The sequence below is a fragment of the Maribacter sp. ACAM166 genome, assembly GCF_005771495.1.
In the GTDB taxonomy this organism is placed as follows: domain Bacteria; phylum Bacteroidota; class Bacteroidia; order Flavobacteriales; family Flavobacteriaceae; genus Maribacter.
On record NZ_VAUW01000045.1, the window covers coordinates 1 to 16,318 of the forward strand.

Consider the following 16,318-nt stretch of genomic DNA (forward strand, 5'->3'; position numbering starts at 1 on the left):
ATAACTTCAACCACCCACATAAATCTTTAGGTAATAAATCACCTAAAGAGTGTATGCCCAGGTTTGATGAAGAATTTAAATTCTTCATCAAACCTGACCTAAATAATAATTATTTATCGAATTTAGACGTGTCCTAAGACGGGGAAGCCTACACTTATGGGGAAGCCTACATTATGGGGAAGCCTACAATATTCTCTTTTTTCAGAATAAAAATTCTTATTAGTTCTGACTAATTTCAAACACGATTCGTCTAAATTTCCAAAACTATATTCGTGATTTGTCAGACCGTTAACAAGCTCATTGACTGTTTCTAAATTTTTAAGGTGGTCAGTATCTGAATCAAGTAATTGATTATGAATAAACAATCTGTAGCTCAGTAGAAACTCTTGTACTTCTATGTATTTATCAAAGTCAACTTTATTATTGTTTTCTCTGTCTAAAACATCTAGAATTTTAATAAGCAATACTTTTTTTTCCTTACTATTAAGTATCGAGTAATAAATAAATAAATCTAAAGATATGAAGATGAAAATAGGTTCTAATTCTAAATACTCATTACCATTGTCTAAAGTTTGTATAATTGTATGATACCTCTCTACTCTCTGATTATAAATTTCCTCATCGTCTAAATAATCCTGGATTAATTGTAAATGAATTTTATCCTCAATAAAAGCTGGATGCTTCAAAAATTCTTCTAATTTTTCAGGAATATTTAATGGATTCATGTTAGCAAAAACAGAAAGCAACTCATTATAAATATTTATGTTTAGCATATTTAAAAATCCATTATAGAGTTAGCAAATTCCTTTTTAGCTTCATCTTCAAAACCTGCAAAGTAATTTTTAGTAACACTAAGGTCACTATGGTTTAATGCTTCACTTATAAATTCCATACTAGCACCTTTGCGTAAAGAATTGGTAGCAAAACTATGTCTAGCATAATAGAAACTTATATCTTTTGGTAAATCGTTTGCTATTGCTATTCTTTTAATGTGGTCATTTACGTAGCGCGTAAAGTTTTTTATTTTCTTGTGCTGTTCTATTATATCATCATGTTTACTAATAATATCAAAGACAAAACCTTCTCTATCTTTATTCCCATACTTTTGAATAATATCTTTCGTAAAATCCGTTAAATAAATAATGATTTTGGTTTTTTCTGCTGTTTTATCAAAGGTCTTAGCTCTGTAATACGTGAATTTATCTTCTTTAATATCAGAGTATTTTAAAAGTGCAATATCTTTGGGGTTTATCCCATTACACGCAAAACTAAAAAACCAAAAATCTTTTGATTTTTCTTCATTAAAACTCATTGGTCTAGCTTCAAAAAGCATTTTTAGTTGAATTGAGGTTAGAGCCTTTTTGACTTTTTTAGTCCGTGGTATTTGGTATTTGTTTTTACCAAATGGATAATGTTCACTATTTAAATCATTGACTTCGATAGCGTTGTTAAAGATGACTCTTAAAGTTCTAGTGTAAATAGAAACTGTTGTATAGCTTTTTCCTTCATCAAGCATATATCGTTCGTAGTCCTTTAACCAGTCAATTGTTATTTCTTGAAACCTTAGTTTTTCTACTGGGCATTTCTTTATTTTCTCACTAAAATTTATAAGAGAATTTAAAGTGTATTTAAAACTTTCTGCTGTATTAATTTTTTTGTCTTTGATATTTTTTTCAATAGCGAGATTAAAATGATATTGAACATTATTTTTATCTGAAGTTTTTCTAAATAATCTAAATTCAAATTTCGTAAAGTCAAAAATCTCTATAGATTTAGCTACATCATTAGCTCTGTTTTCAATGGATTGAAGTTTTAAACGTAATTCATTATTAGAACCTCTAAGATTTTTATTCTTTGGATTAAGCCAAATTGATGTATAATCTTTCTCTAATAAGTCAATATCGAGACCGTACCATTTTTCTTTTCTACTTGCCTTACTATATACTCTAAGCTTTACTGGATACATTCCAGTTTCTTTTTTTCTTCGTTTATCTAATCGTATAGAAATATTATAGCTCATAACTAATTAGTTTCTGCAAATGTAGACCTCTTGCAGAATATTTGCAGAAATATACACAGAATAAACTAATAACACCCATTAGTCAAAGACATACAATAACAGATATAACGTTGATTAACACAGTAAACATATAATAATGAGGTAGTGAGAATACACATCGTTTATTGATTACGGCTCAAGAGGTTACTGGTTTGAATCCAGTCGAGGTCACAAGTTTAACTCACTTATAGAGTCAAAACCCTGCAAATTTTATGATTTGCAGGGTTTATTGGTTTTATAACATCATATGAAATAAATTGATTTAATATGAATTGGCAACAAATCGACAGCAAATGCTGTCGATTACGTAAAACTAACAATATTTTAAAAGTATAGTTGATTTGACTTTCGTCTCTAATAATTGTTTAATTAAAAGACGGCAACTATGCGTACTTCAAGTACATATTCAATCCTATTTCGGATTACTCCTTCACGTGAAAAAAATCATTTAGCAACCATTTTTTAAGAATTACTGTAGAAGGTAAAAGAGCAACAATAAGTCTTAAATTTAAAGCAGATGTTCGTTCTTGAGACAACGAAAGACAGCGAGCAAAAGGCAATAAGGAGAATTCGAGAAGACTAAGCCTCTATTTAGAACAAGTACATGCACAACGAGTCCTATGTAATCAAAAATTGGAATACAAAAAAGAGTTGATTACTTCACAATTAATTAAGGCTATTTATTTAGGCCACAATAACGACTCAAAAACACTTTTAGAGCTTATAAAGTATCACAACAATAAAATTTCAAATACGCTTACTGTAGGTTCTATTAAAAACTTCAGTATTACATAAAACTATATAATCAAGTGTATAACTAAAGAGAAAAAAACTACTATCATCTTTCTTAAAAAACTTAATCACAAATATATATACGATTTTAAAAGTTATCTAGCGAATTACTGGCTCAAAGATGATCCAAGAGGCATAAGTCAAAATACAATTATGAAGCATATAAAAAGGTTGAGTAAAATTGTAACCTTAGCATATCATATGGAATGAATAGATGAAAATATTTTTGTCAGATGGAAACCTACTTATGACGAGAGAAAGATATAATTTTTGTCTACATATGAATTACGTGATATGGAGCTTCAAAATTTGAAATAAAGCGACTAGAACGGTTAAGAAATCTTTTTATTTTCAGTTGTTATATAGTCTTATTATAAATTTAACATTGGATTAGATAACCAGAGTAATTATTCATAAAAAGCCAAAACTTGTTTGTTCTGCATACCTATTTAAAAATAAACCATGGCTTTAATAACTTTATTATCAGGATTCACCCAGCTATCAAAATGGATAGCTATGTCTTCAATAGCTACCTGATGAGTCACAAAAGAATCTGTTGGGAACTGATCTATAATACTCATCACTTTTTCAAAATCTTCAATCGTTGCATTCCTACTACATAAAATACTACTTTCTTTTGCGTGTATATCAGGGTGTTGAAAAACAAGGTCTCCTTTTGATAAGCCCACTAAAACATAACGACCACCATGAGCCATAAATTTAATTCCACTTTCCAGAGCTCCTTTACTGCCTGTAGCATCAAAAACAACTGTAGCTAAAGCTCCATTCGTTATCTCCTTAACTTTTTCTACTGGATTATTTTTAACGTTCACCACATAAGGCACTCCTAATTCTTTCTTTGCATATTCTAATCTATAATCGTTTATATCCAACATAATAACCTCAGCTCCGGCTATTTGCGCAAGTTTAGCAATCCCTATACCTATAGGTCCACTTCCAACTACAACTATTTTTTCGTTTTTTTCGAGTCCTGCTCTTCTAATCGCATGCGCCCCGATAGCCAAGGGTTCTACAATGGCCATTTGTTCGAAAGTCAAATGATTCGATTTTAAAAGCAAATCTTCCCTTACAAGAATTTCTTCTTGCATTCCGCCATCTTCATGTACCCCAATTACCTTAATATTAGCACAGCAATTCGTTTTTCCATTTTCACAAGCTACACATTCGCCACAACTCATATAAGGCATGATTACCACTTGATCCCCTTTCTTAATATTCATCTTGTTATCTTCAATTTCCAAAATTTGTGCTGCTAGTTCGTGGCCTAGAATTCTTGGATAATTAAAAAAAGCTTGATTCCCTGAATAGGCATGCAAATCGGTTCCGCAGATACCAACTCTAAGAATTTTAACCAGAGCAAAACCCTTTCTAAACTTTGGTCTATCCTTGTTTTTCAACCTTAACAAACCAGGTTTTTCACATACAATATATTTCATAGGTTATTTTTTTGTGTATCATTTTAATGTCCAGTACTTGTAATGTAAACTATTACTAGCTTTTCGAAAATATTTCCCCGTAACACCTTCTATCGGGATTGTACTCTAACTCGTTCAGGTATAGCTGCATATGCTCTTCCTTAATCTTACGATATGTTCCACGAGGTACCTTTTGGAATCAATTATTCTAATATGTACCCATTAGAGTGTTTCCTTAATCGATTGCCCTGTCGATTTTTCACTGATGTATATTCCCCAAATAAGGATAAGGGTGTGGTCATGTCACCATAGGAGGTATACTTGTCTGTGAATACTATGTCCTTTTGCTATTTAGTTGTACAATTTGATTACGTTTTTGGTCGCTCTTGTTGCATGGGTCTTGTTTGTAAATGTCTTGTCAAGATAAAATTCATCTTTTAAATGCTGTTTACCCATGGTGATTTTGCCAAAGGCGGTAATTGAGAAGTACTCAACCCCTTGCCGTTGGTTTGATGGCAGCTTACGCAGAAGACTTCACAGTTATAGATTTTTTCTCCATTAACAAATAATTTTTTCGCAGCACCTTCCAAATCTATTTTTGTGCCGCCCTCAGTATTCTGCCCAACATTTACACCCTGAATATAGGCCAGTGCGGTTTCAAATGGTTTTTCCATCCAACTGTCTAATGGTATATCCCCTGCCACTTCTAAGATGCGCAAACCATTCTATTTGTAGAGCCACAAAGCCGTCACAAGCAAATATCAAAACAATGGCGCCAGCAAAAATTTAGTTTATCAACATCAATTATTATCCTCCTTTATTTTGAACATTTTATTATAGAGCTTACCAAGTTCCAACTTATCGTTCATTGTTTTTTGAAGTTCCAGTAAGTCCGCAAACAGCATTTTGACCTTTTTCGAGTATTCTGGATTATTAGCCAGATCGTTCATTTCGTTGGGATCTCTTTCCATATCGAACAAAAGCACCTTATCTATCTTTGGATAAATTAAAAGTTTAAACCCATCTTTACGCAACATGCGCTGTACATCCATATAGGCGCCGTAAACTCCGTTGTAATGACTTTCCTTTCTTGTTCCCTTAATGATATCCATAAAACTATTAAACTGCACATAATCAGGCTTCTCTACCGATGCCAACTCTAGTGTAGTAGCCATTATATCCTGCAAATAGACATCTTGATTCAAGAGTTTGCCTTTGGGAATACCTGGGCCAACGACCATCATTGGTACACGAACGCTATGGTCGAACATACTTTGTTTTCCAATCAGCCCGTGGTGGCCTACCGAAAGTCCATGATCCGCACCGAAAAAGATATATGTATTATCCATTTTTCCTGAAGCTTCCAAAGAGTCCAGAACAATACCAATCTGCTCGTCCATATGACTTAAGAGGGCATAATATTCCTGACGGTGTACCTTCACAGCATATTCCGTTCTTGGAAATGGGGCTAGTGCCTCGTCCCTAAGATCAGGAGGATTACCTATATCATCCTTCCATGGATATTCTGGCAAAAAATTATCAGGAACCTTTATTTTTTCTATTGGATACATATCCAGAAACCTTTGGGGTGCCTGTCTTGGGTCGTGGGTGGCGTTAAAGGCAAGGTACATGAAGAAGGGATCGTCCTTTTGCTTGGCCGTCTCCAAAAAAGACAAGGCATCATCACGCACCACTTCGCTCCAATGCTTTCCACCTTCCCAAAAGCCACCTTGTAGGGTGTCCGTAGGCGACCACTCTGTGTCATCCGGACCAGTGGGGCGACCATAGCCTAAAGGCATATAGTCGTTCCAATCTATCATATCGCCAGATTCATCTTTCCATTTTTTAATAGCATCACTAAGTTCATCTCTTCTATCCCCAGGCATGCCAGGACGCACATGTCGGGCATCATTAAATATGGTTTTCGCCGGCGCCTGCACATGCCATTTACCCGTCATATAGGTATCATAACCCTGCTTTTGGAGCAATTTACTCCATGTGTGGTTCAATGCAGTCGAATCCCCCTTGGACCATAATTCGCTTTGTTCTTGTGCATTCCAAATATAGGAACCCGAAATGATCATTGCCCGAGATGCAACACATATGGCCCCGTTCCAACCTCCCATATTGTAGGCATGGGTAAAAGAAGTGCCTGCATTGACCAAGCGATCTAAATTAGGAGTATAAACTTCATCAAACCCTAAAGCCCTCACACTTTCAAAGGTCTGATCGTCTGCGAACAAGAAAACAAAATTAGGCTTATCTAATGCCTGGTCGTCCTTTTCTGGCACCTTAGAAGTACATGACCCAAGCAACACGATTACAAGTAGTGGCATAAATTGACGTATTCTCATAAATATAATTTTGGTCTTGTTATAAAATTCAATTCTTCTTTTCAACAATGGTGTAACTACATTGGCCCATCACATCACATTAATCAATAATCCTTTCCTTGTGCACTGCTTTTCTAGGAGTCCTTCCTTTGGTTCCAACACGAGACCATAACGTTATACCTTTTAGCATGCTCCTCTGCTAGGGCAGTAATTAGCCAATATCGTTCCGAACATTATAAAGCAGAAAATCATCCTAATATTTTTTGAATTTTCAAGGGTAATCCATATTCTCTTATTTGTTATTTCTAAAAAACACCATTCTTAGTAAAGAGATATTCTAAAGTTTTTCGATATAGACATAGTAAGCAGGGTGCACCCTGTTATCCTTATCTATAAGCTGTGCCTCCATATCATATTTACCGGCAGCAATCTTGGCCGTAAAGGAAACCTCCTTTTGTCCCTTTTCAATTTTGGCGTTTTGATCCACGTCCGCAACATATAAATAGGCCTTTTCAAAATCATTTTTTACACTAGCAGGCATAGTCTTGTCCAACTTCACAATTTTTTCCTGAGCAGGAAAAATTTCATTTATGGCCAACCCACTTTCCCTTGGGAATCTACATAGGCTAATTTCATAATCCCCATCTTCCACAAATTCTATTTTCCACCTTCCGGAAGCTTGGGTAGCACGAACAGCTCCATATTGATGCCACATGCTGCCAAATTTACCAGTTAACATGTCATGAGCGGAAATGCGGCTCGGATTTTCATGTGCCGTCCCAACTTTAATATAGGCATATCGTTCGTTGACACCTTCATCCATAAATGACTGCCACCATTTTTCATAACCCAATGCCAGTTTTTCCACCACTTCCGGATGTTGACCGATAATATTTTTAGTCTGACTACGATCATCGTTCATATTATAGAGTTCTGTACCGTTTACAAACCTCCAATTGTCATCCATGACCGAGTATTTCCTGTATTTTACTAAGTTTTGGAGCCTTTGGGTATCTATATAGAGTATTCGATTAGGCCAATCAGCCCCTTGATTATAAAGCAATGGTTTCAAACTTTTTCCATCCAAGGGTTTCACCGGATTAAAATCGAGTGCTAAAAGATCTACAAATGTTGGTAAAAGGTCGTAAGCTGCAGCCAGTTTGTCTATGTCCTTGCCACCGGTAAGTTGTCCGTCTGGCCAGCGAATAAAGAGGGGCACTCTGTGGCCACCTTCATATTCACTTCCTTTTGCCCCCCTTAAACCAGCATCGTAAACTTTATTTCCACTAGCGGTACCGTTGTCCGTCATAAAAATCAAGATGGTGTTGTCCGCTATCTTTAAATCATCCAATTTGTTTTGTAACAACTTAAAATTATCATCGATATTGGTTATCATCCCATAAAAGCGTTGATACTGCTCTTCAAGGCCTTTAACGTTCTTATACATATCCAAATATTCCTTGGGAAGGTTTAAAGGACCATGGGGCGCATTGGTAGAGATATAACAGAAAAAAGGTTCGTTTTTGTTTTCTTCTATAAAACTAATTGCCTCTGAAAAGAAAACATCAGTGCAGTAACCCTTGTATTTTTGAATTTGACTATTGTGCCAATATGTATCATCAAAATAATCATTGCCCCAATAATCTGGCCCTTGAGTGATTCCACCACCACCATGACGAACAACTTCATGGAATCCCCTATCTTCGGGTCGGTATGGATAATTATCTCCCAAATGCCATTTTCCGAACATACCATTGGTGTAGCCGTTTTGAGCCAATATCTGGGGCAAAATAACCTCATCTTCAAAAAGTAAGGACCGACCCGCTATAGTATGAAAAACATTTATTCTGTTAGTGTGCCTACCCGTCATAATAGCTCCACGGGTAGGAGCACAAGTGGTGGACACATGAAAATTGGTTAAGCGGACGGATTCGTTATAAAATTCATCGAGGTTAGGCGTCTTGATATATGGATTCCCAGAAGAGCCCAAATCCCCCATACCTTGATCATCGGTAATTACTATGATAACGTTGGGTTTAGTTTTGTCAGTGCTTTGGGCAATTAAAACCAAATGAGATACAAAAAACAACCAAAATCCTAAACCAAATTTTAGAGAATTACGAGCATCTAATGGAAGATTATCCCCATTTTTTATATCTATTATTTTTGTATGCAACAATTTCAAAATCATTTCCTAAATAGTTTGATTTATTTATGGTTACTACTTTTTATCAAAATCCTGCTATGCAAAGAATTTCACTCCTATCCAAAAGAGAGATGAACCCAGAATTTTTCATTAGAATAACCGAAGAGAGTGGATTCAAATCGCTTATTTGACCATAGAAACCATCTATCTATTCTCTTTTTTTGTTTTCAAAGCAATCCCCAAAATCTTTTTATTAGCATGGTTTACCATCCACTCGGTCGACGCAAAACATTAAATTTTTAATGTTTTCAAAGTGGCCCAATTATGACAGTTCAAGTCAATATACCTAAATAAACTCATTCGATTACTAGGCTACCAAAATAGACCTAAAAGAAGATTCTGTGACCCAAAACTATTTCAAACAAAATTGCTCAGTCCAAAATCACCATTAAGCTATTTCATTCTATTCTTTCGATTGGCACTTGTATTATTGATGTTCAAAAAAAATCAAAACATGGCAGAAAGACAAAATCGATATTCACGTATGGCCTCCACAAGGTCATCAACTTCCTGCTAGATCTAATTAAATATAGGGAACTCGACATATATAAATTTTCATCGCATACTTCCAGCGTCTATTCAAGGTATGTTTCTATAAGAATAGAAAGCACCGTTTAAGAACCGTACTGAAATAGCATAATTTTATTATCTATTATATACTTTATCTCCTATTTAAACTAAGCGCCGAAATTAAAAATCTTATGCATGGGCAACCATTTTTCACCTGGTTTGGCGAATGGCAAAGCTTTTTGATAATGCCACATTAACACCTCCCAATCTTGAACCCGAGGGTTCTTTGCGTCCATTTCACTTTTCTTTTCAAAGGAGAAATCTTCATTTACTTCTATGATCATAAAAAGTCTATTTTCAATCCGGTATATTTCCATCTTCATAATTCCCGAATCCCTAAGACTATTTAAAACTTCGGGCCAGACACTTTTGTGGTACACCTCATATTTGGCAATTAAAGAGGGGTCATCTTTTAAATCGAGCGTTAAGCAATGCCTTCTCATTTATCTTTTTTATTAAATTATATTATACTTAGTTTAAATATTCTTTGCCATAGGGCCAAACATCCCTCAAAGACTCCATAGCACTTTCCTTCATTCTGCTTGTAAACGCAATACACTTCACTCTCTTATATCTTAATTGCCCTTTGAAATGTTCGGTTTTAAAACCTTCGGCCCTATTCCATAGGATGTTGGAGCAATAACTCGGCAGGCTTATAGAACCCTTCTTTATCTTTAGTACTTTCTCTAACTTCTTTGACCATTTCAGGAGTGATTGCAGTAGCTTTATTACCAAAAGTATTACGTACAAAAGTTAAAACGGATGCCACCTCGGTATCGTTGAGCATACCTCCAAATGGAGTCATGGGCACTTGACCAGGATAGGTCTTCCCCATCAATTCTAAAGGCCCCATAAGTCCGTGTAAGGTTAGTTTAATGAGTCTTTCTTCACTTCCTGTCACCCATAGTGATTTTGCCAAAGGCGGAAATTGAGAAGCACTCAATCCCTTGCCGTCGGGTTGATGGCAGGTTACGCAGAAGCCTTCACGGTTATAGATTTGTTCACCACTAACAAACAATTTTTTCGAGGCACCTTCCAAATCCGTTTTTGTACCCCCCTCAGGGTCCTGTCCCATATTTACACCTTGAATATGGGCCATTGCGGCTTCAAATGGTTTTTCCATCCAACTGTCTAGTGGCATATTCCCTGCCACTTCTAAGATGCGCAAGCCATTTTCTTTGTCGAGCCATGAAGCCGTCACAAACGCTTCTAAACGTACACGTGGATTTTCATCTCCAGCAGCAGCCATTAACAGATCTACTTGGTTATCGATTTGATGACCCGAATACCGCAATACTTTGACTGCAGCTGCACGTGCCCTAAAGTCCTTAGCTTTTAAAAGTTGATTCAACAAATCGTTATCTACTTGGTCTAACCCCCAAGTAACCCAAAGGGCTTCCAAAAGATGGTGCTCATATTGTAAATCATTTTTATCCAAAGTATTCACCCATTCTCCAAGCTTCGATAACACTGTTTCAAAATCTCTAGCTCGTAATTCTCTTTTGGTTCGATATCGTGTTCTAAATTCGTGAAGTTTTAAATTATCTAGCAATTCTTCAATACTTGCATCTACTACTTTTGCTGGTTCAACCAAAGGTCGTGATGGATATGTGATTCTATAAATCCGCCCGTGCACATGGTCACGTAAAGGGTCTCTGGCATTGTGCTGCATATGGCCGACCAAAACATTATGCCAATCAATTAAATACAACGAACCGTCAGGAGCAAACTCCATATCTACAGGTCTAAAATTGGTGTCAGTGGAGGTAACCAAATCTTGCCGATGCTTGCTCACATAACCCGAACTATTAGGGTCATCGACCATTGTATGTTGCTTGGTGCCTAAGAAACCAATAGTATTATTTATAATTAAATCTCCTTGAACTTCATCGGGAAAATGACGACTTGAAATAAATTCAAGTCCCGAAGTCGGTCTTACACGATGTTCTTCCTGTATCAAGTTTTCAGGTAATGGGTTGGCTTGCCCATAACGTGATTTAATCGTTCCCGGTGTCATCCAAGTCATATCAGGCCCAGAGGTATGAGCGAAAAAGGGTTGCCCCCAATCATCAAAGGCAATACCCCATGGATTGGGAATAGGAAGTTGCGCTGTTCGTTCTAAATGATGTCTTTGGGGACTGTAGCGATAAAAACCTCCATTAGTTGCACGAACAGGGCCATAAGCAGTTTCAACATTGGTGTGCAAAAACACACCTTCACCCATGTAAATTGCCCCTGAGGGATCGGCCGCAAAAGCCCCAGCAGTATGATGGGTATCGTGGTCATCGAATCCGCTTAAGATAATTTCTTTTTCATCGGCTTTATCATCGCCGTCGGTATCCTTTAGCAACACAAGATTCGTTCCTTGGGAAACATAGACCCCTTCAGGAGCGAATTCAAAGCCAATAGTTAAATTCAAATTATCAACAAAAGTCGTTTGCTTGTCTGCCTTGCCATCCTTGTCCGTATCCTCTAATATAATCAGTTTGTCTTGAGGTTTACTATCGCCAGGTTTGTAATGGGGATAGGATGGCATGACTCCCACCCAGAGCCTTCCTTTATTATCAAAAGAGAGTTGATTCGGATTCGCTAAATCTGGAAAATCTTCTTCCGAAGCGAAGAGTTCTATTTTGTATCCAGGAGCAACCTTAATTTTATCTAAAGCTTCTTGCCCATATTTATACCCGTCTTCAACATTTCCCATACCATCGTCATAATTTGATTTTACGGGAGGAAGCGTTCTTGTTTTTGCATCTGCTGCGGCCAAATCAAAGCTTTTACCTTGAGCCGTTTCCCAAATAGCCGTATCACGAATGGCGGTCATTTGGTTTATTTTCTCTTTCTCAAATGGATAGTTGTCAGAGCCAAAAGGATCATAACGACGGCCCCAAGCATGAACACCGTTCGGGAGTTTTATTTCATTGTGCCAAAACCAGTTCTTTTCCATAACCGCATCATGCACTACGTCACGGGTCACTTCGTTCGAAATAGCTACTTTTCCGAAAATCTCATCTGCCAGAAGGTTGGCAAATTTTCGATACCCTGAATCATTCAATTGAAATCCATCTGCGGTAATCGCGCTTTCAGAATTCATCCATTCTCCGCTTGGTGTAAAAGCATCCACGAACAGAACTTTATTTTCAGCAGCGACTTTGCGCATAGCTTCTGCGTATAATTTTAGGTTTTTGTTTTCTTCGATACCATTCGGTAAATCCATTTTCGAGGATAAATCTTCAAAAGCGATGGGCGACACTAAAACCAAATCAGCGGATTCATTTCCATTATACTTTTGTTTCTGAGTATGTACTATAAACGCCTCAAGTTCATCCTTAAAATTCTGCAACCCCTCCTCACCTTCAAAAGATTCATTATATCCGAAGAATGCGAGAATAACATCTGCACCCAAATTAGCCAACCATTCATCTTCTGATGGAAAGAAACCGATGCTTCCCGATTTATTTTCCAACTCATTTTGATGAAATTTTTCCGCCCCAGGAAAGGCCCAAGGCAACTCTCTGGAAGAATGTGGTCGAAACCCCGGAGTATTGCCTGGGTCGGCCATATTCCGGATAAACAACGAACTGTCAGGATAACGCAAGTGCATCTCTGTCTCAAAATGCCCGAAATTCAACATTCGAGACGCTAAATTATTTCCTATAAGTACGACATGATCATCTTTATGCACTTGAATCACATCTTTTTTATTTTCGCTACACCCTGTAAACAGTATGGTCATCAAAAGTAATGCTCCGATAATTCCTTTCATTATTTTTCCAATTTTATCCATGGTTGCTATTTGTTTAAAGTAACGTGAATCCCTTTTTCAACGGACAGTTCACAAGCTTCAATTATGTTTTGACAAGTAATTGCATCCTGCAAACTTGAAAGAGGTTCTTCGCCCAATCGCACGACGTGATTAATAAAGTGTGTAGCCGTATTTTTAATAGATTCGGGATAATTCTGATACGTTTGCGAATGCGCACCGTTTCTATCGTTAATCACAAAATCCCGATAACTATATCGGGTGCTACCTTTGGTGCCGATTACCTTAATGATACAGGTCCAAGGATCACCAGCATGATCATCGTTTGCAAAACTGGCACAAAGATGACTTAGCGTACCATTTTTCATTTGAATATTTGCCATGGCAACATTTTCCTGTGGAGCAATCGTCTTATCCACTGTGTTCACAAAGCAACTAACCGTTTTCGGTTCTCCGGCAAGATACAACATGGTATAACTGTGATGTGTCAAAATTTGACGAATAACTCCTGGATAACGCGCTCGTATTTCATCGGCATGATGAATGTTGTACATCATATAAAACTGTACAATATCTCCCAGCTTGCCAGCTTCTATCATAGACTTGGCACGCTCAATTCCTGGTTCGTAAACATAGTTGTGTACTGGCATACACTTCACACCCGCTTTTTGAATAGCCCTTTGCATTTGCTCCAATTCGGTACTATTCGAGGCAGCCGGCTTTTCTACTAACACATGTTTTCCCGCTTGCGCTGCTTGAATCGTATAATCACAATGCGTTTGCATATTAGTCAATACGAAAACAGCATCTATGCTAGCATCAGCGAGTAGTTCTTTGACCGATACATAGGTCTTACAACCGAATTGTTCGGCTTTAGCTTTTGCCTTTTCGGGCGTGCGATTCCATAGTCCGATCAACTTGGCTCCCGCCAAATCACTGATTGCCTCCGCATGCAGATTGGCGATTGTGCCTGCTCCTATGAATCCAATTCCGATGGTCTTCATGATGTTGATTTTGAATATTCAAGGGTTCCTTTTTCCGCCATCTTCTTAAACTCTAAAATCGATTTTCGAATTCCTTCGGAAATATTGGTAAGTGGAAGCGTTTTGAAAGTGCTCGCTATTTTCTTATGGTCCAAATCGCAGATAAAAAGATTGGGCGGCGCATTTTTTAAGATGGAAAGGTCAACAAAGTCACCCATATCCAAGGCCACTGCCTCCTGTTTTACCAAATCTAAAAATGATTTTATCGGAATGGTTTCTCCTTGAATATTAAATGACTCAAAACCATCGAAAGGTTGTATAGCCACTGCTGCAAATTGTGCCCCAACATCTTCTACAAAATGATAGTTCTCTCTGCCCTGATAAGGCATTTCAAAGGGCATTACTTCTCCAGAAATAGAACCCATCGCAATTGCTTTTAAAGCATTCGTCGGGGCTGAGGTTTTTCCTTTATCTCTTCCTTTTCCATACGTTGTGTTAAGTCGAAGACAAATCGTGGGTACTTTGGTATTGTCATAAAATAAACGGGCTACATGTTCTCCTGCTAATTTCCAAATTCCGTAATGGTTGGGCGGTGCTAGGGGAACATCTTCGGGAATGATTTCTTGCGAGTACATTGACCTCATGCCATAAACCGCAGCTGAACTTGCAAACACGAACCTTTTCAAGTTAGAAAGTTTTTCGGCAGCATCAAAAAGCGCCATAGTACCACCAGTGTTGATTTCCATACCTCCAATATGATCCCACGAACAATCAGGACTTTGGTATGCACCCAAGTGAATAATATGCGTTGGATTGACCTCAAGTAAAACCCGCTCAATCTCAGCATAGTTGGAAACATCTAAAGTCACAAATTCGAGTCTAGGATCTAAGTCTTCTCCTAACCATAATTTTAATGAGTCTACATTGTTAGAGCGTGTGGCAATAACTATTTCACCAACTTCCTCTGACTGTAATAGTTTATAAATTGTAACGGAACCGATACACCCTGTCCCTCCTGTTATAAAAATTTTATGCATTATTTCTTATTACCGGGAAACCTCCCATTTAATTCATTTTGACTACTGCCTTCATATTTTGTGCCTTGATAGAATCTTCAAAAGCTTGGGTCACATTTTCAAAATCATATAGGTCTGTGTAGTGTTCAGCAGGAAACACACCTGTGACCATCAATTTCATTGCTGACATATAATCCGCTCTGCACGACCCCATAGAACCTCTCAAGTTTAAAGAAGTCCTTGTCAAATGGGTAGCATTGATAGGTACATCCTTTCCGTATGTAGCAATCACACAAATATCACCTTCAGGACGGACCACGCCAATTGCTTCGGTCAGTACCGCAGGAACTCCCGAACATTCAATCAATAAATCTATTTTTCCATTAGTCCCAAAAGGAACACCTTTTTCATCGGTAATTCCATTTTGCAATTGGCAAGTCAAGGTGTTTTCCGGTGAAACTTCCAAAGTGATAAATCCTCTTTCTTTCGCTTTTTTCAAACGAATATCTCGGTCATGTGCTATACCTGTCACCATAACTCGTGCTCCAGCAGCTCGTGCTACTTCAGCTGACATCAACCCGATGATACCACAGCCTGTAACCACAACATCTTGACCTGGTTTAATATCACATTTATTATAAAGCGCATTTGTAATTATCGATAGAGGCTCTACCAAAGCACCCTGTAAGGGGGTTAACCCATTCATTAACGGAACTACACGGTCAGATTCTAAAATAACACGTTGACCAAACCCCCCGTTTCTATGAAAACCAATAATTTGTTTTTGGGGACATAGGTTCCATTTTGACATACTACAAGCGGGACAATCTTCATCTTGGCAGCCCAACATCGCAAGTGGCGTAAATATGTCTCCTACTTTAATATCTCCATGGTTGCCTGGCCCAAGTTCGAGAACCTCTGCGCTAAATTCATGCCCGATGATACGCGGACGTTGTACCCAGTCAAAATTCGCCTTTCCAAGGGAGGCACTATTATCAGAACCGCATATGCCCGTATACAAAGTCTTGGCTAAAATTTCACCTTCCTTCAATTTAGGAATATCAATATCTACTACAGCTGTATTGGCAGTAACATTATCATCATTAGGATAAATTTTTTCTCTTCCTTCTAAACAGAAGCCTCTTATTGTTTCGCTCATC

General features: G+C 37.5%; 12 protein-coding genes. 1 reads left to right on the plus strand and 11 read right to left on the minus strand.

Annotation, left to right across the window (positions count from 1 at the left end; all coding sequences use genetic code 11):
- Nucleotides 1-122: 122 nt before the first annotated feature.
- Nucleotides 123-773 carry a hypothetical protein gene (locus ES765_RS18895; RefSeq protein ID WP_138115905.1) on the minus strand — a complete coding sequence of 217 codons (651 nt, stop codon included), beginning with the start codon at nt 771-773 and terminating at the stop codon, nt 123-125.
- Nucleotides 774-775: 2 nt separating this feature from the next.
- Complete coding sequence (locus ES765_RS18900) at nt 776-2,020, minus strand: tyrosine-type recombinase/integrase (RefSeq protein WP_138115906.1); 1,245 nt, start codon at nt 2,018-2,020, stop codon at nt 776-778.
- Nucleotides 2,021-2,872: 852 nt separating this feature from the next.
- Here ES765_RS18900 and ES765_RS23005 point away from each other — a divergent pair.
- The gene (locus ES765_RS23005; protein ID WP_410504788.1) at nt 2,873-3,061 is read left to right on the plus strand and encodes a phage integrase SAM-like domain-containing protein; all 189 of its coding nucleotides are present in this window, start codon (nt 2,873-2,875) and stop codon (nt 3,059-3,061) included.
- Nucleotides 3,062-3,300: 239 nt separating this feature from the next.
- On the opposite strand, the gene ES765_RS18905 is transcribed toward ES765_RS23005, so the two are convergent.
- From ES765_RS18905 to ES765_RS18945, 9 genes are all read right to left on the minus strand, one after another.
- A complete protein-coding gene (locus ES765_RS18905) occupies nt 3,301-4,308 on the minus strand; it encodes a zinc-binding alcohol dehydrogenase family protein (protein ID WP_138115907.1) in 1,008 nt (335 codons plus the stop codon).
- Nucleotides 4,309-4,724: 416 nt separating this feature from the next.
- Nucleotides 4,725-5,006 (minus strand): hypothetical protein, encoded by a 282-nt coding sequence (locus ES765_RS18910; protein WP_138115908.1) that lies wholly within the window; start codon nt 5,004-5,006, stop codon nt 4,725-4,727.
- A gap of 81 nt (nt 5,007-5,087) precedes the next feature.
- Entirely contained in the window at nt 5,088-6,641 is a 1,554-nt protein-coding gene (locus ES765_RS18915; protein ID WP_138115909.1) for a sulfatase-like hydrolase/transferase, read from the minus strand.
- 316 nt (nt 6,642-6,957) lie between these two features.
- Nucleotides 6,958-8,811, minus strand: a complete 1,854-nt coding sequence (locus ES765_RS18920; protein WP_138115910.1) for an arylsulfatase — start codon at nt 8,809-8,811, stop codon at nt 6,958-6,960.
- Between the two features lie 692 nt (nt 8,812-9,503).
- Nucleotides 9,504-9,839 carry an L-rhamnose mutarotase gene (locus tag ES765_RS18925; RefSeq protein WP_138115911.1) on the minus strand — a complete coding sequence of 112 codons (336 nt, stop codon included), beginning with the start codon at nt 9,837-9,839 and terminating at the stop codon, nt 9,504-9,506.
- 173 nt (nt 9,840-10,012) lie between these two features.
- Complete coding sequence (locus ES765_RS18930) at nt 10,013-13,183, minus strand: PVC-type heme-binding CxxCH protein (protein ID WP_138115912.1); 3,171 nt, start codon at nt 13,181-13,183, stop codon at nt 10,013-10,015.
- A gap of 5 nt (nt 13,184-13,188) precedes the next feature.
- Nucleotides 13,189-14,163, minus strand: coding sequence for a Gfo/Idh/MocA family protein (locus ES765_RS18935; protein ID WP_138115913.1), 975 nt, complete (start codon nt 14,161-14,163; stop codon nt 13,189-13,191).
- A complete protein-coding gene (locus tag ES765_RS18940) occupies nt 14,160-15,179 on the minus strand; it encodes an NAD-dependent epimerase/dehydratase family protein (protein WP_138115914.1) in 1,020 nt (339 codons plus the stop codon). The genes ES765_RS18935 and ES765_RS18940 overlap by 4 nt, the downstream gene beginning before the upstream one ends.
- 28 nt (nt 15,180-15,207) lie before the next feature.
- Nucleotides 15,208-16,317, minus strand: a complete 1,110-nt coding sequence (locus tag ES765_RS18945) for a zinc-dependent alcohol dehydrogenase (RefSeq protein ID WP_138115915.1) — start codon at nt 16,315-16,317, stop codon at nt 15,208-15,210.
- Between the last annotated feature and the right edge of the window lies 1 nt (nt 16,318).

Bases quoted from the DNA above. Each gene is read 5' to 3' on its own strand.
- ES765_RS18895 (WP_138115905.1), bottom strand. From the start codon at position 773: ATGCTAAACATAAATATTTATAATGAGTTGCTTTCTGTTTTTGCTAAC.
- ES765_RS18930 (WP_138115912.1), bottom strand. From the start codon at position 13,183: ATGGATAAAATTGGAAAAATAATGAAAGGAATTATCGGAGCATTACTT.
- ES765_RS18905 (WP_138115907.1), bottom strand. From the start codon at position 4,308: ATGAAATATATTGTATGTGAAAAACCTGGTTTGTTAAGGTTGAAAAAC.
- ES765_RS18945 (WP_138115915.1), bottom strand. From the start codon at position 16,317: ATGAGCGAAACAATAAGAGGCTTCTGTTTAGAAGGAAGAGAAAAAATT.
- ES765_RS18915 (WP_138115909.1), bottom strand. From the start codon at position 6,641: ATGAGAATACGTCAATTTATGCCACTACTTGTAATCGTGTTGCTTGGG.
- ES765_RS18940 (WP_138115914.1), bottom strand. From the start codon at position 15,179: ATGCATAAAATTTTTATAACAGGAGGGACAGGGTGTATCGGTTCCGTT.
- ES765_RS18935 (WP_138115913.1), bottom strand. From the start codon at position 14,163: ATGAAGACCATCGGAATTGGATTCATAGGAGCAGGCACAATCGCCAAT.
- ES765_RS18900 (WP_138115906.1), bottom strand. From the start codon at position 2,020: ATGAGCTATAATATTTCTATACGATTAGATAAACGAAGAAAAAAAGAA.
- ES765_RS18920 (WP_138115910.1), bottom strand. From the start codon at position 8,811: ATGATTTTGAAATTGTTGCATACAAAAATAATAGATATAAAAAATGGG.
- ES765_RS18925 (WP_138115911.1), bottom strand. From the start codon at position 9,839: ATGAGAAGGCATTGCTTAACGCTCGATTTAAAAGATGACCCCTCTTTA.